The sequence below is a fragment of the Epibacterium sp. MM17-32 genome (assembly GCF_022348205.1).
Taxonomy (GTDB): Bacteria; Pseudomonadota; Alphaproteobacteria; order Rhodobacterales; family Rhodobacteraceae; genus Epibacterium.
Window position 1 is genome coordinate 247758 of sequence record NZ_JAKRFC010000005.1, and the last position, 20926, is coordinate 268683.

General features: G+C 60.7%; 23 protein-coding genes. 15 read left to right on the forward strand and 8 right to left on the reverse strand.

Annotated elements, in window-relative coordinates; all coding sequences use genetic code 11:
- Positions 1–23: 23 nt before the first annotated feature.
- The 3 genes from MHM88_RS10850 to MHM88_RS10860 form a co-directional block, all read right to left on the reverse strand.
- The gene (locus MHM88_RS10850) at positions 24–401 is read right to left on the reverse strand and encodes a DUF1036 domain-containing protein (protein WP_239322396.1); all 378 of its coding nucleotides are present in this window, start codon (positions 399–401) and stop codon (positions 24–26) included.
- A gap of 121 nt (positions 402–522) precedes the next feature.
- Positions 523–981: a DUF1810 domain-containing protein gene (locus MHM88_RS10855; RefSeq protein WP_239364371.1), complete on the reverse strand. Its 459-nt coding sequence runs from the start codon at positions 979–981 to the stop codon at positions 523–525.
- Between the two features lies 1 nt (position 982).
- A complete protein-coding gene (locus tag MHM88_RS10860; protein WP_239364373.1) occupies positions 983–2206 on the reverse strand; it encodes an argininosuccinate synthase in 1224 nt (407 codons plus the stop codon).
- A gap of 93 nt (positions 2207–2299) precedes the next feature.
- Here MHM88_RS10860 and MHM88_RS10865 point away from each other — a divergent pair, with 93 nt between their 5' ends.
- Both MHM88_RS10865 and ilvA read left to right on the forward strand, forming a co-directional pair.
- Positions 2300–3103, forward strand: coding sequence for a hypothetical protein (locus MHM88_RS10865; RefSeq protein WP_239364375.1), 804 nt, complete (start codon positions 2300–2302; stop codon positions 3101–3103).
- 77 nt (positions 3104–3180) lie between these two features.
- Positions 3181–4407 carry a threonine ammonia-lyase IlvA gene (gene ilvA / locus MHM88_RS10870; protein WP_239364378.1) on the forward strand — a complete coding sequence of 409 codons (1227 nt, stop codon included), beginning with the start codon at positions 3181–3183 and terminating at the stop codon, positions 4405–4407.
- Positions 4408–4413: 6 nt separating this feature from the next.
- On the opposite strand, the gene MHM88_RS10875 is transcribed toward ilvA, so the two are convergent.
- Entirely contained in the window at positions 4414–4737 is a 324-nt protein-coding gene (locus MHM88_RS10875; protein ID WP_239322296.1) for an Hpt domain-containing protein, read from the reverse strand.
- A gap of 172 nt (positions 4738–4909) precedes the next feature.
- On the opposite strand from MHM88_RS10875, the gene MHM88_RS10880 reads away from it, so the two are divergent.
- On the forward strand, positions 4910–6181 hold the full coding sequence (locus MHM88_RS10880) for a fused response regulator/phosphatase (protein WP_239322297.1): 1272 nt from the start codon (positions 4910–4912) through the stop codon (positions 6179–6181).
- A gap of 6 nt (positions 6182–6187) precedes the next feature.
- Here the strand turns inward: MHM88_RS10880 and MHM88_RS10885 are convergent, their stop codons facing one another.
- Positions 6188–6631 (reverse strand): NUDIX hydrolase, encoded by a 444-nt coding sequence (locus MHM88_RS10885; protein WP_239364381.1) that lies wholly within the window; start codon positions 6629–6631, stop codon positions 6188–6190.
- A gap of 76 nt (positions 6632–6707) precedes the next feature.
- On the opposite strand from MHM88_RS10885, the gene MHM88_RS10890 reads away from it, so the two are divergent.
- The 8 genes from MHM88_RS10890 to MHM88_RS10925 all read left to right on the forward strand — a co-directional run bounded on the left by MHM88_RS10890 (position 6708) and on the right by MHM88_RS10925 (position 16063).
- On the forward strand, positions 6708–7685 hold the full coding sequence (locus tag MHM88_RS10890) for an Hsp33 family molecular chaperone HslO (RefSeq protein WP_239364390.1): 978 nt from the start codon (positions 6708–6710) through the stop codon (positions 7683–7685).
- Positions 7686–7690: 5 nt separating this feature from the next.
- Positions 7691–8290 (forward strand): CoA pyrophosphatase, encoded by a 600-nt coding sequence (locus tag MHM88_RS10895; RefSeq protein ID WP_239322300.1) that lies wholly within the window; start codon positions 7691–7693, stop codon positions 8288–8290.
- The gene (locus MHM88_RS10900; RefSeq protein ID WP_239364393.1) at positions 8287–9447 is read left to right on the forward strand and encodes a CCA tRNA nucleotidyltransferase; all 1161 of its coding nucleotides are present in this window, start codon (positions 8287–8289) and stop codon (positions 9445–9447) included. The genes MHM88_RS10895 and MHM88_RS10900 overlap by 4 nt, the downstream gene beginning before the upstream one ends.
- Positions 9448–9681: 234 nt before the next feature.
- Positions 9682–11520 carry an ABC transporter ATP-binding protein gene (locus MHM88_RS10905; RefSeq protein WP_239364396.1) on the forward strand — a complete coding sequence of 613 codons (1839 nt, stop codon included), beginning with the start codon at positions 9682–9684 and terminating at the stop codon, positions 11518–11520.
- Complete coding sequence (locus tag MHM88_RS10910; RefSeq protein ID WP_239364398.1) at positions 11517–13361, forward strand: ABC transporter ATP-binding protein; 1845 nt, start codon at positions 11517–11519, stop codon at positions 13359–13361. The genes MHM88_RS10905 and MHM88_RS10910 overlap by 4 nt, the downstream gene beginning before the upstream one ends.
- Positions 13362–13418: 57 nt before the next feature.
- The gene (locus tag MHM88_RS10915) at positions 13419–14663 is read left to right on the forward strand and encodes a class I SAM-dependent RNA methyltransferase (RefSeq protein WP_239364400.1); all 1245 of its coding nucleotides are present in this window, start codon (positions 13419–13421) and stop codon (positions 14661–14663) included.
- A 22-nt stretch (positions 14664–14685) separates the two neighbouring features.
- A complete protein-coding gene (locus tag MHM88_RS10920; protein ID WP_239364402.1) occupies positions 14686–15471 on the forward strand; it encodes an ion transporter in 786 nt (261 codons plus the stop codon).
- Positions 15472–15547: 76 nt separating this feature from the next.
- A complete protein-coding gene (locus MHM88_RS10925) occupies positions 15548–16063 on the forward strand; it encodes a murein L,D-transpeptidase family protein (RefSeq protein WP_239364412.1) in 516 nt (171 codons plus the stop codon).
- 91 nt (positions 16064–16154) lie between these two features.
- On the opposite strand, the gene MHM88_RS10930 is transcribed toward MHM88_RS10925, so the two are convergent.
- The gene (locus MHM88_RS10930) at positions 16155–16649 is read right to left on the reverse strand and encodes a CAP domain-containing protein (protein ID WP_239322307.1); all 495 of its coding nucleotides are present in this window, start codon (positions 16647–16649) and stop codon (positions 16155–16157) included.
- 166 nt (positions 16650–16815) lie between these two features.
- Here MHM88_RS10930 and MHM88_RS10935 point away from each other — a divergent pair, with 166 nt between their 5' ends.
- Both MHM88_RS10935 and MHM88_RS10940 read left to right on the forward strand, forming a co-directional pair.
- Positions 16816–17433 (forward strand): L,D-transpeptidase, encoded by a 618-nt coding sequence (locus MHM88_RS10935; protein ID WP_239322308.1) that lies wholly within the window; start codon positions 16816–16818, stop codon positions 17431–17433.
- Positions 17434–17572: 139 nt separating this feature from the next.
- Positions 17573–17755 (forward strand): hypothetical protein, encoded by a 183-nt coding sequence (locus MHM88_RS10940; RefSeq protein ID WP_239322309.1) that lies wholly within the window; start codon positions 17573–17575, stop codon positions 17753–17755.
- Between the two features lie 90 nt (positions 17756–17845).
- Here MHM88_RS10940 and hemH read toward each other — a convergent pair whose 3' ends face one another.
- Both hemH and MHM88_RS10950 read right to left on the reverse strand, forming a co-directional pair.
- The gene (gene hemH / locus MHM88_RS10945) at positions 17846–18907 is read right to left on the reverse strand and encodes a ferrochelatase (protein ID WP_239364415.1); all 1062 of its coding nucleotides are present in this window, start codon (positions 18905–18907) and stop codon (positions 17846–17848) included.
- Between the two features lie 110 nt (positions 18908–19017).
- The gene (locus tag MHM88_RS10950; RefSeq protein WP_239364417.1) at positions 19018–19851 is read right to left on the reverse strand and encodes a class I SAM-dependent methyltransferase; all 834 of its coding nucleotides are present in this window, start codon (positions 19849–19851) and stop codon (positions 19018–19020) included.
- Between the two features lie 11 nt (positions 19852–19862).
- On the opposite strand from MHM88_RS10950, the gene MHM88_RS10955 reads away from it, so the two are divergent.
- Both MHM88_RS10955 and grxC read left to right on the forward strand, forming a co-directional pair.
- The gene (locus MHM88_RS10955; protein ID WP_239364420.1) at positions 19863–20594 is read left to right on the forward strand and encodes a double zinc ribbon domain-containing protein; all 732 of its coding nucleotides are present in this window, start codon (positions 19863–19865) and stop codon (positions 20592–20594) included.
- Between the two features lie 71 nt (positions 20595–20665).
- On the forward strand, positions 20666–20923 hold the full coding sequence (grxC, locus tag MHM88_RS10960) for a glutaredoxin 3 (protein WP_239322313.1): 258 nt from the start codon (positions 20666–20668) through the stop codon (positions 20921–20923).
- Positions 20924–20926: the final 3 nt, after the last annotated feature.

Genomic DNA, 20926 nt, shown 5'->3' on the forward strand with positions numbered 1-20926 from the left:
TGACCAAGGGGCAGCGGGACGGCTCAATCCGTCAGGTTCTGGGTCCAGTCCAGAGCATTGCCCGTGTCGACCTCAAAAAAGCCTCCGGTCTTGTAGCCACGAGAGGTGCAGTTTTCGTCGCCACGAATGGTGTAGGCGTCATTGATGTAGCAAAAGGAATAATCACCGGTCCAGTTCCCGGTCTCGCTCTCGGCGCGGATGTAGTAGTAGCGGTTCTTCAGATCGCCAACGACAGGAATGCTGCAATCGCCCGGTTCGATCGTCCACCAGCCCTCTGACACCCATGTGTCGCCATCCTTGTAGCCGATGGAGGCAAAGGCCTTGCTGTTTGTCTTGTTGCAGATGTTAAAATCTGCAAGCACAGGCGAGGCCAGACAAAGCATCAGGCCGCTGAGGATCATAGGCTTCACTGCGCCACTCCCGGTTTGTGTCTCAGGTCATGCCAAGCTTAGCAAAACTTGCCCGGAGCGCGACAGGTGTTTTGCCAGCAAGTTGCCATGTTTTGCGCAGGAACAGCCGAGTTCAGCCGACTTCATCCGCAGTATGGGAGCAGGGTTCGCCGGCGTAGAACAGTTGCAGGATCTGGGCGCAGTGATCGGGCGCATTCGGTGCAGCAGCAAAGAGGGTCATGGACGAGCGCAGCTTTTTGGCATCCACCGGGCCCAGGATTTCTGCGGCGTCCTTGCCGGCATGACCCAGCATCAGATCGCAGACCTCGATCAGGCGTTGCCGCAAGACCGGGTGATCCAGATAGATCTGCGCCTCTTTCAGATCTTCCAGACCGTAGAGCTGCGCCATGTGGGATTGCCCGAGGCTGGCCAGCTGCGGAAAGACGAACCACATCCAGTGGCTCGTTTTCTTTCCAGCCTTGAGTTCGGCCACGACATCGCCCCAGACCGCGTCCTGAGCCTCGACGAACATGTCGAGTTCCTCTTCCAGATCGTCCTCCGGAAAGTCGTCTTCGAAGTCGTCCCCGGCCATATTATTTCACGCGCTTGTTGCGTGCGGCGAGCAGCTTCAGGCGCAGCGCATTGAGCTGGATGAAGCCCTGTGCGTCTTTCTGGTCATAGGCGCCTGCGTCTTCTTCAAAGGTCACATGCGCCTCGGAATAGAGCGAATGCTCGGACCAGCGGCCAACGGTTTTGGCGGAGCCCTTGTAGAGTTTCAGACGGACGGTGCCGGTGACATGCTTCTGGCTCTCGTCAATCAGTGCCTGAAGCATCTCACGCTCCGGGGAATACCAGAAGCCGTTGTAGATCAGTTCCGCATAGCGCGGCATGATCGAGTCCTTCAGGTGGCCGGCGCCGCTGTCGAGCGTGATCTGTTCGATACCGCGGTGCGCTTCCAGCAGGATGTCGCCGCCGGGGGTCTCGTAGATGCCGCGGGACTTCATGCCCACAAAGCGGTTTTCCACAAAGTCCAGACGCCCGATGCCATGCTTGCGGCCGTATTCGTTGAGCTGGGTCAGGATCGTTGCGGGCGACAGGGCCTCGCCGTTGATCGCTACCGCATCGCCTTTTTCAAAGGCGATCTCGATGAATTCGGGTTCATCCGGCGCGTCTTCGGGGTTCACGGTACGCTGGAACACGTAGTCCGGCGCCATTTCGGCCGGGTCTTCCAGAACCTTGCCCTCGGAGGAGGTGTGCAGGAGGTTGGCATCAACCGAGAAGGGGGCCTCGCCGCGCTTGTCCTTGGCGATCGGGATCTGGTTTGCCTCGGCAAATTCCAGCAATTTGGTGCGCGAGGTCAGATCCCACTCACGCCAGGGCGCGATCACCTTGATGTCGGGGTTCAGCGCGTAGGCCGAGAGTTCGAACCGCACCTGATCGTTGCCCTTGCCGGTCGCGCCGTGCGACACGGCGTCGGCGCCGGTGGCTTCCGCGATCTCGACAAGACGTTTGGAGATCAGCGGACGCGCGATCGAGGTGCCCAGCAGATAGAGGCCCTCGTAGACCGCATTGGCGCGGAACATCGGGAAGACAAAATCGCGCACGAACTCTTCGCGGATGTCCTCGATAAAGATGTTCTCCGGTTTGATGCCCAGAAGCTCTGCCTTCTTTCGCGCCGGTTCCAGTTCCTCGCCCTGGCCGAGATCGGCGGTGAAGGTGACAACCTCGCAGCCGTATTCGGTCTGCAACCATTTCAGGATGATCGAAGTATCAAGGCCACCGGAGTAGGCCAGCACAACTTTCTTGGGCGCGGACATGGGTTTTCCTCTTGGTCAGAACGTCAAGCGCCGTAGCGCCTTTTGCACGTGGGTGCAAGGTTTTCGGGGCTTTTCGTCCAGAATCCTTCCGTTATGAAGGGGCGACGGCAAGCTGTATTCAATAGGAGCATTTCCATGACGGGCTGGTATTTATTCAAACACGCGGTGTCGATGTTGGTGCGAAACTGGCAAATGGTCATCCGGATTTTTCTCCTGCCGACGGTGCTGGTTGGCGTGATCCTCGGGGTTCTCGCGCAACAAACCGGGGTGTTGGCGCTGCTGTCTCCCGGGGCCGCATCGGAGGTCACTCCCGGCGGCGGCCTTGTGGGCAGTTTGTTGCTGACCGCCATTGTCGTCATGCTGATTTCAATGTGGCCCATTGTGGCCTGGCATCGCTATGTCCTGGAGGAAGAGCAGAATCCGGGATTTCTGCCGCCGCTCCATCTTGATCGTATCCTGGCCTATGCGTTTCAGGGGATCTTGATCGGGCTTCTGGTGCTTCTGGCCATGATCCCGGTTCTGATCGTGATTGCGGTGCTGGCCAGCGTGCTCGGCGGGAACTTTGTTCACGTCCTGCCGATCCTGGAGCCGGGTCTGGCCTTGTTGCCGGCCTGGGTGTTCCTGCGTCTGTCGATCACATTGCCCAATGTTGCCCTTGGCAAGACGCGGTTGAGCATCACCGATGCGTGGAAGGCAACATCCGATGCATTTGGCCCGGTGTTCGGTCTGGTGCTGATTACGGTCGTGATGCAGTTCGCGATCGAACAATCGCTGCTCTTGCTGACCGGACCTGTGGTGGTTGTGTGGTGGGCGCTTACCTCCGTGGTGTTTGGCCTGATCCAGGTCAGTATTCTCACCACGCTGTATGGTCACTACGTTGAAAAACGCCCGATCTGAGCGCCGCTGACGGCATACCAAGGAATGCTTTGCCGCGCCCTCTTGCCTTGGGCGCGGCTTTGGGTCACCAAATCCCCATGACCAACTTCCGGACCCAGGCCAAGGCGGCCGAGGCGGCGATGCGCGATGTCTTCCCGCCCACGCCGCTGCAACGCAACGAACTCCTGTCCCAGCGCTTTGGCGCGGACATATACCTCAAGCGCGAGGACCTGAGCCCGGTGCGCTCCTACAAGATCCGCGGCGCGCTCAATGCCATGCGCAAGCAGGCAGGCAAGGATCTGTTTGTCTGCGCCTCGGCCGGGAACCATGCACAGGGCATGGCCTATATGTGCCGCCAGATGGACAAGCGCGGTGTGATCTTCATGCCGGTGACGACACCGCAGCAGAAGATCCAGAAAACCCGCATGTTCGGCGGCGACAATGTCGAGGTTCACCTGATCGGCGACTATTTCGATGACACGCTGGCCGCCGCGCAGGCCTGGTGTGCCGATAAGGGCGGCTGCTTCCTGTCGCCGTTTGACGATGCTGATGTCATCGAGGGTCAGGCGTCGATCGCGGTCGAGATCGAGGCACAACTGGGCAGGGCCCCGGATCATATCGTTCTGCCGGTTGGCGGCGGCGGCATGTCGTCAGGCGTGTCGCAGTACTTTGGCGAGGATGTGCATGCGCTGTTTGTGGAACCCGAAGGGGGCGCCTGTCTGAAGGCCGCGCTGGAGGCGGGTCACCCTGTTCCGCTGGGGCGGGTCGACACCTTTGTCGACGGGGCTGCGGTCGGAAAGATCGGGGAACGCCCCTTTGACATACTGCGCAACGTGCCGTTGCCGGATGTGCTGACCATGACCGAGGATCGGATCTGCACCACGATCCTTGAGATGCTCAACGTCGAAGGCATCGTGCTGGAACCCGCAGGTGCGCTGGCCGTGGAGGCGCTGGGCGACCTGCGCACGTGGATCAAGGGCAAGACGGTGGTCTGCCTGACATCTGGCGGCAATTTCGATTTTGAACGCCTGCCCGAGGTCAAGGAACGGGCGCAACGCTATTCCGGGGTGAAGAAATATTTCCTGTTGCGCCTGCCCCAGAGGCCCGGTGCGCTGAAGGAATTCCTCAATATTCTCGGCCCCGAAGATGATATTGCGAGGTTTGAATATATGAAGAAGTCCGCCCGCAACTTCGGGTCGGTGCTGATCGGGATCGAAACGAAACGGCCGGAGAACTTCGCACCGCTGTTTGCACAGCTGGATGCGGCAGGCTTCACCTATACGGATATCACCAACGATGAAACGCTGGCGCAGTTCGTGATCTGATCCCTGTCAGGCTTGTTGGTCCACTTCGGCAAGGAAGCGGGCCTTCGACAGGTCATAGCTGGAGAACACCCCGGGCAGGTCGATCGTGCTGTCCTGCCCGTTGGCCGCCAGCCGCTCCCCCTCAAAGCAGAGGTTGGAAAAATCCCGAAAGCCGAGGTTCAGCGCGCTGCCCTTGAGAAAATGCAGGTCCTGTTCAAGCTGGGACCGGTCGCCCGACTTCAATTTGTCGATGACGCCCTCCACCTCTTCGAGGAACAGTTCGATCACCTCTTCGAAGCCGTCTTCGCCGACTTCGTCTTTCAATTCGCGTACACGTGGCCAGTCAATCATCGTCTTCTTCCAAACTTCCGGGGGAGACGCGCGTATCCTATGTCAAATCGGGTAAAAGTATAGTAAAGGAAAAAAACTTGAGTAAAATTTTATTCTTCATCAGCTATTAAGCCGATCAAGTGTTTTCTAAGAAGGTCACGAGGGGACACGCCGCGTTAATGAGGGATTGTCGGTGCTGCCAGAGCATTCAGTTGAAAGCGAAGAGGTGCCTGTGAGCGGGTCCATCCGACGTGTGTTGGTGGTGGATGACAGCCGTTTGCAACGACGCATCCTCGTGGCCTCGCTCAAGAAGTGGGGCTTCGACGTCGTCGAGGCCGAGGGCGGCGAGGAGGCAATGGACATCTGTCGTGTCGATCCGCCTGACCTGATCCTCAGCGACTGGATGATGCCCGGGATGAACGGCATCGAGTTCTGCCGGGCCTTTCGTGCGAAATCCAACGAGGCGTACAGCTACTTCATCCTGCTGACCTCAAAGAGCGAAAAAAACGAGGTCGCCGAAGGGCTTGATGCGGGCGCGGATGATTTTCTCACCAAGCCGGTCAGCTCGGACGAGCTGCGGGCGCGAATCTCGGCCGGGGAGCGTATTCTGCGCATGCAGCGCGAGCTGTTCGAGAAGAACCGCATCGTGTCTGAAACGCTGGATGAGCTGCAGACCGTATATGACGCCATCGACAAGGATCTGATGCAGGCGCGCAAGATCCAGGAATCGCTTGTTCCGGAACTGACCCGCTCCTTCGGAGAGTCCGAGGTCAATCTGCTGTTGAAACCCTGCGGCCATATCGGCGGTGACTTGGTGGGGATGTTCTCGCCCGGGATCAACCGGCTGGGGTTCTATTCCATCGACGTGTCCGGCCACGGGATCACCTCGGCGATGATGACCGCGCGGCTGGGCGGTTATCTGTCCTCGACCTATTTCGATCAGAATGTCGGGATGGAAAAGAAGTTCAATCGCTTCTACGCGCTGCGCCCGCCAGAAGAGGTTGCAGGTGTGCTCAACGCGCGCCTGATCGCCGATACCGGCATCGAAGAATACTTTACCATGGCCTATTGCATCGCCGACCTGCGCACGGGCGTGATCAAGATGGTGCAGGCCGGGCATCCGCACCCGCTCCTGTTGCGTCGCGATGGGTCGATGGAGTTTATCGGCAGGGGTGGCGTGCCCGTGGGGCTGGTGCCCGATGTGGATTACGAGCAGGAAGAATTCGTAATGGAGAAGGGCGACAGGCTGCTTCTTTATTCCGACGGGTTCACCGAAGCGCATCTGAAGGATGGCTCCATGCTTGATACCGAGGGGCTGGTGGAGCTGGTCAAGCGCTGCGACCGAAAGCGCAGCGGCAAGGAATTCCTTGACGATCTGTATTGGCATCTCACCCAGGTGATGGGCGATGACAAGGGGCTGGAGGATGACATATCCGCCACCCTATTTGAGTTTCAGGGCCCCTGACGCCGGTCAGCCCAAGCGTGCCAGCAGCGCAGCAAAATGCTGGTCTCCCGCATTCCCGAGAACTCTGACCGCATCCTCCGTGGGGAGCCAAAGCGCACTATGATGCGGCTCGATCGGGGCACTAAGGCGCAAGACCGGGCGGGCGACATATATGTGGCAGAGTTTTTCCGCCCAGAGGTCATATTCCGGCATAAACACAAACCGGCGAAAGCTGCCGACCCGTCTCGGGGCTGCAATTTTCCAGCCGGTCTCCTCATAGACCTCGCGATGCAGCGCGGGGATCGGTGATTCGCCCGGATCGATCCCGCCGCCCGGCAGTTGGATGTCCGGCCCCGGGGTATGTTGACAGGTCAACAACAACTGGCCATCTCGTGGCAGCAACGCATAGGCGCCGGGGCGCAGACGGTAGGTCTGATCCCTGCGTGGTGCCTCTCCAAACCGTCTGATCACCGGACTCCCCTTCACTCTGAGGCTGAAAAGTCTATATAGCGTCGGTATGCCAATAGCCGGCCGTTAAGGAAACCCCATGATACTTGGTACGAAAATCGCGTGGGACGATACCGTCCTGCCCTTCCAGCTTGATGCATCCGACATGCGCGGCCGTGTGGCGCGGCTGGACGGCGTGCTGGATGGCATCCTGAAACAACACAACTATCCGCAACCGGTAGAGGCCCTGGTGGCCGAGATGGCGCTGTTGACCGCGCTGATCGGCCAGACCATGAGCCTGCGCTGGAAACTGTCGCTGCAGGTCCAGTCCAAGGGGGCGGTGCGAATGATCGCGACCGATTACTACGCCCCGGAAAAGGAAGGCGAGCCCGCCCGTATTCGGGCTTATGCCAGTTTTGACCCCGAGCGCATCACCGATGGCGCGCCGTTTGAGCAGGTGGGCGAGGGCTATTTCGCAATCCTGATCGATCAGGGCGAGGGCACGCAGCCTTACCAGGGGATCACGCCGCTGGCGGAGACCTCGTTGTCGCAATGTGCAGAAGCCTATTTTGCGCAGTCCGAACAGCTGCCGACGCGGTTCTCCCTCAGTTTTGGCAAATCTTCCGAACCGGGCAAACCCGAGCACTGGCGCGCGGGCGGCATCATGTTGCAGCATATGCCAAAGGCCTCGCCCTTTGCGGCGCAGGGCGAGGGAACCGGTGAGGTGCTGACCGCCGCGGATCTTGTCTCCGGCGAGGAAGAAGAGAACTGGAACCGCGTCAATATCCTGCTCGAAACGGTCGAGGACCTGGAACTGATCGGGCCGTCGGTGTCGCCAAGCGAGTTGCTCTTGCGTCTGTTCCACGAGGAACGCCCCCGGGTGTATGATGCGCAATCCGTGCGCTTTGGCTGCACCTGTTCGGAGGACCGTGTGCGGCAAAGCCTGTCGATCTACTCGGCCCGGGACATCGAAACGATGACCACCGAAGAGGGCCGGGTGACGGCGGACTGTCAGTTCTGCGGGGCGCATTACGATCTCGATCCCGCCACGCTTGGTTTTGATGCCACGAAGGAGTGAACCCCGTGTCAGCGCTTGCGGAGAAGATTGCCGAGGCGCTGGCCCGCGCTCAGACGGTGACGTCTGATTTCGACCTCAACCCGGATACCGTATTGCCGGAGGGCCGCAGGTTGCGCCCGGCCGGCGTGCTGGTCGGGATCGAAACATATGGCGCCGAGCCGCAGGTCCTTCTGACGAAACGGTCATCGGCGCTGAAACATCACCCGGGCCAGATCGCGTTTCCCGGTGGCAAGGTGGATGCCGGTGATCGGGATGTAACGGATGCGGCGCTGCGCGAAGCCTGGGAGGAGGTCGCACTCCCACGGGCATTGCCGCGGGTCCTCGGACATCTTCCGTGTCATGAAACCGTGACCGGGTTTCAGGTCACCCCCGTGATCGCCCTGATCGAGCAGCCCTTTGACGCGCGTGCCGAAGCGGGTGAGGTCGCCGAGATCTTTCGCGCGCCGCTTGCACATGTGCTTGATGTGGAACGCTATCAGGTACAATCGCGCCGGTGGCGCGGCACGCGGCGGCATTATTTTACAGCGCCCTTCGGCCCCTATTACATCTGGGGGGCAACTGCGCGCATGTTGCGAGGCTTTGCGACGATGATGGACCTGCAATGAAGATCGATGAGCCCTGGCTGCATACGCCCTCCACCCGCGCGGTCTGCGCGGCGCTGACTGCTGCGGGGGCCGAGATCTACTTTGTCGGGGGCTGCGTGCGCAATGCGCTGCTGCGTGAACCGACCTCGGACCTGGATCTATCCACCAATGTCGCGCCATCGCGTGTGATGCAGATCGCGGCCGACGCCGGCCTCAAAGCGATCCCGACGGGAATCGATCATGGGACGGTAACGATCGTGGCCGAGGGTGTCCCGCATGAGGTCACCACGTTTCGCAAGGATGTGGCAACGGATGGGCGTCGCGCCGTTGTGGCCTTTGCGACCGATATTGCCGAGGATGCGCGACGGCGTGATTTTACCATGAACGCGCTTTATGCGCGCCCGGATGGCGAGGTTGTCGATCCGCTGGGCGGTCTGGATGACCTGTATGCGCGCAGGGTGCGGTTTATCGGCGCGGCCCGCCAGCGTATTCGCGAGGATTATCTGCGCATCCTGCGCTACTTTCGGTTTCACAGCTGGTATGGCGACGCGGACGAGGGGTTTGATCCCGAGGCGCTGGGCGCCATCGCCGAGACGCAAGACGGACTTGCGGAGCTGTCGCGTGAGCGGGTCGGAGCCGAGATGATGAAACTGCTGGCTGCGGCCAATCCCGCGCCCTCGGTTGCAACCATGCGCCAGATCGGCGTGTTAGCGCAGATCCTGCCCGGTGCCGATGATCGCGCCCTCGCGCCCCTGATCCATCTGGAGGCCGGCTTGCCGGTCGAGGCGGAACTCCGCCTTGCAGCGCTGGGCGGTGATCAGCCGCGGGACGCCCTGCGCCTGAGCAAGGCCTCGGCGACGCGCGTTGCGCTCCTGCGCGAGTTGGCGACGGACGGCACAAGCGCGGCAGAGCTTGCGTATCGACATGATGCGCAGATCGCGAAGCGTGCCATGCTGTTGCGCTCCGCGCTGCTGGAAACGCCTGTTTCGCCCACATTAGACACTGATATTGACCGGGGTGCCACCGCGTCCTTTCCGATCAGCGCGCAGGATTTGATGCCGGTCGTGCAGGGGGCCGCCCTGGGCCGTGCGCTCAGGACGCTTGAGGCGGAGTGGATCGCAAGCGGTTTTGAATCCGACAAAGAGGCGCTCCTGCAGCGCCTGCCCGATCTGAGCTGACCCGGGTGTCAGGAAATCTTCATGACCCCGGGGGCGTGACAAAGCCGTTCTCTCGCGCTACCCAGAAAGCGTGAAACGGAACTGGCCGGAGGAATGCTGATGTATTACGGGATCTGGAACGACGATTGACATCCGAGTCCCGCCCGTAGGGTAGGTCGGGGGCCTCGGTCACCGCCTTTTGCCATGCGCATCGCATTTTCTCTTATTCTTTGCTCAAATTGATGGGGCAACACCATGTTTCGATTCTTTGAAAACCTCATAAACCCCTATTGCGACTATCCGGAAACGGACACTCCGCCGACCCGGCTCTGGCCGTTCATGCGGGACTACGCGCGGCCGTTCAAATCCGTGTTCTGGGCGGCTGGTCTGATGTCGATCGTTGTTGCTGCCATCGAAATCGGTCTGATTTCATACATGGGGCGGGTGGTCGATCTTCTTGCCGGGTCTCCCGAAGATGTTTGGGCCCGTCACGGCACCGAACTGATCCTGGTGGCGCTGTTCATTCTGCTGGTGCGTCCGGCGCTTCAGCTGGTTGATGTGCTGCTCCTCAACAACACCATCCTGCCCAACTTTGGCACCCTGATCCGCTGGCGGGCGCACAAGCACGTGCTGCGCCAATCCGTCGGCTGGTTCGAGAATGACTTTGCCGGGCGTATTGCCAACCGGATCATGCAGACTCCACCGGCGGCCGGAGAAGTGGTGTTTCAGGTTTTTGACGCCATTACCTTTGCCCTTGCGTATCTCGTGGGGGCGGCGCTGTTGCTGTGGGGCGCAGATCCCAGGTTGCTGCTGCCGCTGGTGATCTGGTTTGTCCTTTACGGGGCGCTGATCCGCTGGACGGTAAAGCGGGTTGGCCCCGCAAGCCAGGCGGCCTCTGATGCCCGCTCGACTGTGACCGGGCGCGTCGTGGACAGCTATTCCAATATCCACTCGGTCAAGATGTTTGCCCATCATGATCGCGAACTGGACTATGCCCGCGACGCCATCGAGAAAACCCGCACCACCTTTCAGGCCGAAATGCGGATCTTCACGATCATGGACGGAGCCCTGGTGATGCTGAACGGTCTGTTGATCGTCGGCGTTGTGGGCTGGGGGATTGCCCTCTGGATGCAGGGGCTGGCCTCTGTCGGGGTTGTTGCTGCTGCAACGGCGCTGACCCTGCGGCTGAATTCCATGACCGGCTGGATCATGTGGGCGCTGACCAGTTTCTTTCGGCAGCTCGGTGTGGTGTCCGAAGGGATGGAAACGATCGCGCAGCCGATCGAGCTGGTCGATGCCAAAGGGGCCACCCCCCTGCAGCTGACAAAGGGCGAGATCACCTTTGATGGGCTATCGCATCACTATGGACGTGGTGCCGGAGGGCTTGACCAGCTGGATCTGACGATCAAGCCGGGCGAAAAGGTCGGCCTGGTTGGACGTTCGGGTGCCGGGAAATCGACATTGGTCAAGCTGCTGCTGCGGTTCTACGATATCGAAAGCGGGCGTATCCTGATCGATGGTCAGGACATCTCCACCGTGACGCAGGACAGTCTGCGCCAGAACATCGGTATGGTGCAGCAGGACAGCTCGTTGCTGCACAGATCGGTGCGGGATAACCTGCTCTATGGTCGGCCGGACGCCAGCGAACAGGAGATGATCGCCGCTGCGCGCAAGGCTCATGCCCATGATTTCATTCTCGATCTCGAAGACCCGCAGGGCCGTACCGGCTATGATGCCCATGTCGGTGAGCGCGGAGTGAAGCTCTCTGGCGGTCAGCGGCAGCGGGTGACGCTGGCACGGGTGATCCTGAAGAATGCCCCGATCCTGTTGTTGGATGAAGCCACCTCGGCGCTGGACTCCGAGGTCGAGGCCGCGATCCAGGAAACGCTCTACGGCATGATGGAGGGAAAAACGGTGATCGCCATTGCGCACCGCCTGTCCACCATTGCGCAGATGGATCGGATCCTGGTGCTCGATCAGGGAAAAATTGTCGAAGCGGGCACGCACGAGGCGCTTTTGGCGGCGAATGGCCTATATGCACAATTCTGGGCGCGCCAGTCCGGAGGATTCCTGAACATAGAGGCAGCAGAATGAAGCTTGGAAATCTGATCGACGCCTTTCAACCGGCTGATGGTCCGCCGCCGCAGACGTTGCGCGCGTTTATGCGCTGGTGCCTGTCGGGGGCCTGGCCGATGCTGCTGGTTGCCGCGGTCTGCTCGGCGTTGGCGGGCGGAATGGAGGCAGGGACGGCGTATATCCTCGGTCTGGTGATCGATACCGCCATTGCCAGCGGCCCGGAGGGGTTCTTTGCCACCAATACGGTGGTCATCGTGGCGGCGCTGGCCTTCTTCATCCTGGTCCGCCCGTTGCTGTTCGGCCTTTCGGCGGCGTCGAACGGGATCATCGTGCAACCCAATGTCAGCCCGCTGGTTTTGTCCCGCCTCAATCGCTGGACGCTGGGGCAATCGGTGCGGTTCTTCGATGATGACTTCGCAGGCCGCATCGCCCAAAAGCAGATGCAGACGGCAACCGCGGTCACCACGGTGGTCGTCGAGATCATCAACGTAGTTGCCTTTGCGCTGGCGTCGCTTGCGGGGGCACTGATTTTGCTGGGGGCCGTCGATCTGCGCATCACGCTGCTGTTTCTGATCTGGCTGGCGGCCTATTTTGCGATGATCCGCTGGTTCCTGCCGCGGATTCGCCAACGCTCCGCCGGTCGCGCGGGCGCCCGGGCGAATGTGACCGGACAGGTTGTGGATACGATCACCAACATCAAGACCGTTCAGCTGTTTGCGCATGCCGACCACGAGGAGCGCGGCGCTCAGGACGCGATGGTGACCTTTCGCGACAAGGCGCTGGAGTTCGGATATCTTTCCGCGTCCTTCAGGTTCTGCCTGATGACGCTGGCCGGCGTGTTGCCAGTGTTGCTGATCGGGGCGACGCTCTGGTTGTGGCAGGGGGGCGGGGCCAGCGAGGGCGACATCGTTGCCGCCGGCGCGGTTTCGATCCGGATTGCGCAAATGACCGGATGGGTCAGCTTCACCCTGATGGGGATCTACTCCAACATTGGCGAGATCGAAAACGGGATGAAGACGCTGGCGCGGCCGGACCGGATCGAAGATGCCACCGACGCCAAGGACCTGACGGTGCGCGATGGCGCGATCACCTTCGATGATCTGCGGTTCACCTATGGGCGCGACATCGGCGGGATTGCCGATTTGTCCCTGACCATCAAGCCGGGCGAAAAGCTCGGCATTGTGGGCGCATCGGGGGCGGGAAAATCCACTCTGGTTTCGTTGCTCCTGCGCCTTTATGAGCCGGAACAGGGCCGTATCCTGATCGACGACGTGGATATTTCCTCGGTCAGTCAGAACTCGTTGCGCAGCCAGATCGGGATGGTCACCCAGGAAACGGCGATGTTCAATCGCTCGGCGATGGAGAACATCCTCTATGGTCGGCCCGACGCCAGCAAACAGGAGGTGATCGCCGCCGCCAAGGCCGCGGAAGCACATGACTTCATTACGGAGTTGCAGGACGGTCAGGGTCGGGAAGGCTACGAGGCCTTTCTTGGCGAACGCGGGGTCAAGCTGTCGGGGGGGCAGCGGCAACGCATCGCGCTGGCCCGTGCCATTCTCAAGGATGCGCCGATCCTGGTGTTGGACGAGGCGACATCGGCGCTCGACTCCGAGGTTGAGGCCGCGATCCAGTCGGCTCTGAGCCGGGTCATGGAAGGCAAGACCGTGCTGGCGATCGCGCACCGCTTGTCGACCCTGGCGGAGATGGACCGGATCATCGTCGTCGATGCAGGACGCATTGTCGAACAGGGAAGCCATGAAAGCCTGCTGGCGCAAGACGGGCTTTATGCGCAGTTCTGGAGCCGGCAATCCGGCGGGTTCATTCGCACCGAGGAGGAGTCGGCGGCGGCGGCCCAATAGGCCCCCGAGGTGCGTTTCAGTCTTTTGCCCAAGCGCACTCCGCGCTAAGGCAGGGGCATGACAGACGCAGCCAGAACCAGAGCCACGATCACACGTTTGGGACACCAGGGAGATGGAATCGCCCCGGGTCCCCTTTACGCGCCACGCATCCTGCCGGGAGAAATCGTGTCCGGCCGGGTGGAGGGGCAAGTGCTCTCGGATATCCGGATCGAAACCCCCTCGGAGCATCGCGTGCAGGCGCCCTGTCGCCACTACAAATCCTGTGGCGGCTGCCAGCTGCAACATGCAAGCGACGGGTTTGTCGCCGACTGGAAGACGGATGTTGTCCGTCAGGCCCTGAAAACACGCGGGTTAGAGACGCATTTTCGTCCGATCAAGACGTCGCCCCCCCGGTCCCGCCGCCGCGCGGTGCTGTCGGTCAAGCGCACAAAGAAAGGGGCGATGGCGGGGTTCCATGGCCGCGCGTCCGACATCATCACTGAAATCCCGGAGTGCCAGCTGTTGGCGCCGGAATTGTTGTCCGCGCTGCCCATGGCCGAGGAGCTCGCTATGATCGGGGCAAGCCGCAAGGCGCCGCTGTCTGTGACCTTGACCAGCTCCGATGCCGGTCTCGATGTTCTGGTGCGCAATGGCAAGCCCTTGGATGGCACATTGCGGATAGAGCTGGCGCAGGCGATTGAGCGCTATCGGCTGGCCCGGCTGACCTGGGATGACGAACCTGTCGGCATGGAGCAGCCGCCGGTACAAAGCTTTGGACCCGCCCGTGTCTGCCCGCCGCCCGGTGCCTTCTTGCAGGCGACACCGGAGGGAGAGGCCGCGCTTGTCGAGGCCGTGCAGGACATCGTCGGAGATGCCCGCCGGCTGGTCGATCTCTTTGCCGGCTGCGGAACCTTTTCCCTGCCCTTGGCCCGGGCGGCGGAGGTGCATGCCGTCGAGGGCGAGGGCGATATGCTGAGCGCGCTGGAGCTGGGCTGGCGCAAGGCGAAGGGGCTGAAGAAAGTCACCACCGAAACCCGCGATCTGTTCCGCAACCCGATGTTGCCCGAAGACCTGAAACCGTTTGGCGCAGAGTTCGACGCAGTCGTGATCGATCCTCCGCGCGCTGGCGCAGAGGCGCAGGTGATCGAGCTGGCGCAGGCCCGCATTCCGACCATCGCCTATGTGTCGTGCAATCCGGTCACCTTTGCCCGGGATGCGGAACGGCTTGTTAACGCGGGCTATACGCTGAATTGGGTACAGGTCGTTGACCAGTTCCGCTGGTCATCGCATACGGAGCTTGCAGCAAGTCTGAGCCTATCGTGAAACCTGCCCCGAGGAGAGCCCGATGATCGACCGCCTGACCGCCGTGCTGGAGAGCGACAGCTTTAGCCGGTTTATCACCGCTGTGATTCTGGTGAATGCGGTGACACTGGGCATGGAAACCTCAGATGTCATCATGGCGCATGCGGGCGGTATCGTTCACCTCGTGGACAAGCTGTGCCTGTTGATCTTTGTGCTGGAAATCGCGGCAAAGCTCATTGTGCGGCGCTTGCGGTTCTTTCTCAGTGGCTGGAACATCTTTGATTTTCTGATCGTGGGCATCGCCCTGGTCCCCGGGGCACAGGGGTTCTCCGTGCTGCGGGCCTTGCGGATTTTGCGGGTGTTGCGGGTCATTTCCGTGGCACCACGGCTGCGGCGGGTGGTCGAGGGGTTCATCACCGCGCTGCCCGGCATGGGCTCGGTCTTTCTGTTGATGGCGATCATCTTCTACATCGGGTCGGTGATGGCGACAAAACTGTTTGGAAACAGCTTTCCGGAATGGTTTGGCACCCTTGGGCTGTCGGCCTATTCGTTGTTCCAGATCATGACATTGGAAAGCTGGTCGATGGGCATCGTGCGCCCGGTGATGGAGGTCTACCCCCATGCCTGGGCCTTCTTTGTGCCATTCATCATGGTGACGACCTTTGCGGTGGTGAACCTGCTGGTCGGCCTGATCGTGAATTCGATGCAGGATGCCCATTCGGAGGAAGAGGGCGAGCGCACCGATGCCTATCGGGACCAGGTGATTTCCCGGCTGGAGGCGATCGAAAATCGCATTTCGCAGCTCCAGGACAGTTCGACGCGAAAGTGATTAGGATTTGTTAACCAAGTTTGATGTAGTGCTAATCAAAGAGCACAAAGCCTAGAAGAGCGGACAGAGCACAACAATGCACAGGCGAACATTTGGAGCAGGCGTCCTGGCTGCTCTCGGGACAGCGGGGTGTTCCAGCGGCCCCCATATTTCGCGCTACAACGGACCACCCGTGACGTCCGTCGTGGTCAACAAGGGCGCGCGAAAACTCTACCTGCTGAATGACAGCAATGTCTTGCGTGAATATCGCGTCGGTTTGGGGTTTGCCCCCATCGGGCACAAGCAGATCGAAGGCGATGGACGCACACCGGAAGGCAGCTATCTGATTGACCGGCGCAACCCGCGCAGCCAGTTCCACCTGTCCCTCGGGATCTCCTATCCCAACACCGCAGATCGGGCCTATGCGCGCGCGATCGGCGCAAGCCCAGGCGGCGACATCTTCATTCACGGTGAACCCAACGACAGGTCGGACCGGCGCCGCGCCTCAAGGGTTCAGGATTGGACCGCTGGCTGCATCGCTGTGCGCAACGATGAGATCGAGGAAATCTGGGCAATGGTCAACAACGGCACGCTGATCACGCTCAGAGCCTAGCACGGTCCGGCGCATGTAAGACGAGACATCAAAAAAAGGCCGCTCATGTCACGAGCGGCCTTTTTTGTATCAGAGGTCGTCGGGATCAGCGTCAGTTGGCCATCACCAGGGTCCACCAGATCTTGCCATTGGGTTCCTGGAACCAGGAAAACCCCATGTTGGTCGCTTTGGGGTCCATGATAACGGAGCGGGTGCCGCTGTCCTGCATCCAGGCCGCCAGCGTCTGCTGTTCGTTTTCGTAGGTTTCCGAAATCGCTTCGCCCAGCAGGGCGCCGCTGTATCCGACACGCGCGACCCGATCCAATGGGGAGGAGCCATCCGACCCGAAGTGCCAGGGGCGGTTTTGCACCGACATATCGCGGGAATGGGTGGCGGCTGCGGCATTCAACTGCGCGTTCAGCTGCACGGCGGGGCTGCCGGCGGCTTCGCGCAATGCGTTGACGGAATCGAGCATGCGGAACTGAACGCGTTCTTCGTTGCGAATTCTATAGACGCCCGACCCGGTCGCGGACCCATCATTGCCGGTGGTACAGGCCGCCAGGACAAAACTCGTCAGTGTAGCCAGAATCAGGAATACGCGTGTCATTCTAAACCCTAAGTGTTGGATCACAGCGTCCCTTAACGCTCCTGTGACTTATAGGCAAACCCGGCCCGGTCACATTGGCGAGATATGGGGGGATTGAATTGCGACTGAGGCATTCCGGCCATAAACTGTAGCGAAATCCCGCAGATTCATTGCAGAGAAGCATGTCATGACACGCAAACCATTCTTGACCCCGACCCGTCGGCAATTCCTTGCAGGCACGACATCTCTTCTGGCCGCACCCGCGCTGGCGCAGGACCTGAGCGAGGCAGAAGACCCCTCCTATGATCCGCTGCGGCCACCGCCGGAGCCCGAGCCCAATGTTGTTCGCAATATTTCGGCCTTCCGCGCCAAGGACTGGCGGCCCTATTTCGATAACCTGAAGCGGGGCGCCATCCTGGTGGATATCGACAGCCGTGCATTGCACTACTGGTCCGAGGACCAATCGGTCTACAAATTGTTCCCGTCGTCGGTTCCGCTGAGTGATGACCTGACGCGGCGTGGCCGCACCCGGGTTGTCCGCAAGGTCGAGGGGCCGGGCTGGGCACCGACGCCCAACATGCGCAAGCGCAATCCGGAATGGCCGGCCTATATCCCGCCGGGACCGGACAATCCGCTGGGCACCCATGCGCTTTACCTGAGCTGGAAGTACTATCGTATCCACGGCACCCACGACACGCGCAAGATCGGCCGTCGCTCCTCCAATGGCTGCATCGGCCTCTACAACGAACATATCGCCCAGCTTTTTGAGTTGGCACGAAACGGCACACAGGTGTTGCTAATTTGACGACAACCGCGTCGGGGCGGGTCAAAGGGATTTAACAAGCAATTGCAATCCGGTGGGTTTACTGCTTAGAAAAAAACCACGAGGTAAGTCTTGAGTGCGCACATCATATGTGTGCTGTGCGCGTATTCTGGAGGTTAACATGAAGAAACTCGTTATCGCTGCCGCTCTGGTCGCTGCTGCATCCGCTGCATCCGCTGGCTCCCTGGCAGAACCGATCGTTGAAGCACCGGTTATCGTTGAAGAAGCAACCGGTTCTTCTTCCGGCATCCTGCTGCCGCTGCTGCTGCTGGTCATTGTGGCCGCTGCTGCTGCAAGCAACTAATCGTTGCCCTAAAGAACAAGGAAGGCGGCTGGATCTCCAGCCGCCTTTTTTATTGCCTGCTTGGCCCCATGTCGTGCTGCACAAGGGGGCTCAGTCGAGCCAGCCCTTGAGGTTGTTGCGAATGACGCTCGACAGGGCGGAGATATGCGCGTCGCTGTCATTGAGGCAGGGGATATAGGTGAAGTTTTCACCGCCCGCGTGCTCAAAGCTCTCGCAGATCTCCTCGTTGATCTCTTCCAGCGTCTCGATGCAGTCCGCCGAGAAAGCCGGTGCGATCACCGCGATGTTCTTCTTGCCCTGCTTTGCCAGCTCCGCGACATGTTCGACCGTGTAGGGGCGCAGCCATTCCTCGGGCCCAAAGACCGACTGAAATGTGGTTGTGATCTGTGATTCGTCCCAGCCCAAACGCTCGCGCAGCAGCCGCGTCGTCTTTTGACATTGGCAGTGATAGGGATCGCCCTGCATCAGGTAGCGCTTTGGCATGCCATGGTAAGAGCAGACGAGAATGTCCGGCGTCTTTTCCATCTTGGCATAGGCGTCCTCGACCGACTTCGCCAGCGCGTCGATGTATTCGGGGTGATCGAAATAGGGTTCGATCGTGCGCGCCGCTGGCTGCCAGGGCTGATCCATCAGCACGCGGAAGAACTGATCGTTTGCAGTCGCCGACGTGGCGCCAGCGTATTGCGGATAAAGCGGCACAAACAGGATTTTGCGGCACCCGGCGGCGATCATCTCTTCGACCTTCGACTTGGTGGAAGGGTTGCCGTAGCGCATGCAGAAATCCACCAACACACGGTCGCCGTAGATCTCTTCCATCGCCTGTGCCATGGCCTTGGTCTGGTCCTTGGTGATCGTCATCAACGGGCTTTCGCCCTTGTCGTGATTCCAGATCGACTTGTAGGCCTCACCAGAGGCAAAGGGGCGCTTGCTGAGGATGATCAGCTGCAACAGCGGCTGCCATTTCCACGACGGATAGTCGATCACCCGCTTGTCCGAGAGAAACTCGCTCAGATAACGGCGCATCGGCCAGTAGCTGTAATGATCCGGAGTGCCGAGATTGGCCAGCAGGATGCCGACCTTTTCCGCCTTGACCGGCGGGTGATCCGCGGGCGCATGGTCAGGGCGGGTCGCAGGTGAGGTCGCATCCAGCATGGGCAAGTGTCCTGTGTCTCGGAAAAATAGATGTTTCGTCGATTGTTACGTCGGTACGGTGGGAAAGGCCAATTGGATCATCTCACTGCGACCATTGGCTCAGGTTATCATCACGTCTCGGGCAGTTTGGTTTCCGGCACCTTCAGCGCATCCGCAAGCCGCGCCTTGGCGGAGCCGGGACGCAGGGGCTGCGGTTGACTGTCGGCGGGGGACCAGCCGGTGAGGCATACCAGTTCGAAGGTTGCCGCCAGCGCGCCCTCCGGTGTGGCGAAGTTCTGGGCATAGATGTGATCGGCAAGCGTGAACACTGCACGACGGGTGGGGCTGCGTAGCCTCTCGGTCAGCGTGTTGGTTTCCCCCATATCGCGCAAATCCCGCATCAGATGTGCAAGGTCGCGGTACTGGACCGTCAAGGGCACAAGATCTGCGACCGGCAGGGCAAACCCCGCCCGTTGCAGCAACCCGCCAAGATCGCGGATTTCACCCATGGGCGTGACTCTTGGGGACAGACCGCCGCTGACATAGGTCTCTGCCTCCGCAAGGGCACTGCGCAGCTCGTGCAGGGTCTGACCGCCCAGCGTCACGACCAGCAGCAAGCCATCCTCCTTTAGCGCGCGCCGGCACTGGATCAACTGCCCGACCGGGTCGTTGGCGCAATGGAGCGCCATCACATGGATCACAAGATCATGCGCCTGCGGGTCCAGATCCAGCACCTCGTCATCCGAGATGATCTTTGCCTCCGGCAGCAGGTCCGCCCAGGGTTCCGCAAAAGGCGCAACAATCGCGGGCTTGGTAAAGACTCTCTTAACCATGCTGAGCCGATCCTCGATCTCGTCTCTGGCCAAGTCGTGCAGGAACATCGCCTCCGGTTTGCGCCGGGCGCGACGCAGTTTCAGCGCCTCTCGGTCAAAGATCTGGGGATGAGCCATCGGTTCTTTTGTCATGAGGTGTACCTATGACGTTGCGGGCACGGATTCAAACGGCAGTTTCACTGGTTTACCCCGCGCGCTGTCTGAACTGCGGCGGGTTGGTCGAGAGCGATTTTGGCCTGTGCAGCGCCTGCTGGCGTGACACCTCGTTTATTTCCGGGTTGGTCTGCGATTCCTGTGGTGCCCCCCTCCCCGGAGAGGCCGACGACCAGATTGTGCAGTGCGACGCCTGCCTGCGGACACCACGGGAATGGAGTCAGGGCCGCGCCGCGCTGCTCTATGGCGGGCAGGGGCGTCGATTGGTGCTGGCACTGAAACACGGCGACCGAACCGATCTGGCGCGGCCCGCCTCATCGTGGATGGCGCGCGCGGCGCCGGACCTTCTGGCGGACAAACCCCTGGTGGTGCCGGTGCCGCTGCACTGGACGCGCCTTCTGCGCCGACGCTACAATCAATCCGCGCTGCTGGCGCAGGCACTCGCGGCACGCGAAGGCTGTGACTGCTGCCCGGATGCGCTGGTGAGGGTCACCAAGACTCCGATGCTCGAGGGCCGCAGCCGGGAAGAGCGGATGATGCTTCTGGATGAGGCCATCCGGCCCAACCCGCGGATGACGTCGCGCCTCGATGGGCAGCGGGTGTTGCTTGTGGATGATGTGATGACCAGCGGATCGACGTTGTCTGCCTGCGCGCGGGCCTGTGTCGCAGCGGGCGCCGCGAAGGTCAGCGTCCTTGTTCTCGCGCGGGTCACGGCGGCGTGAAATCTCTGGCAATGCTTGATAAAAACACCCACATGCCGCAAAACCCATGAGCAATGCCTACGGAGCCCCCTATGAAACCGGTCGAAATCTACACTTCTCCCCTTTGCGGTTTTTGCCACGCGGCAAAGCGTCTGCTGAATCAAAAGGGTGTGAGCTTTTCCGAAATTGATGTGCTGGCCGACCCTGATCGCAAGGCGGAGATGATCCAGCGCGCAGATGGGGGCCGCACGGTACCGCAGATCTTTATCGGCGAAATCCACGTCGGGGGCTGTGACGAGCTTTATGCGCTGGATCGCGCCGGCAAGCTCGACCCGCTGCTGGCGGCCTGAGCA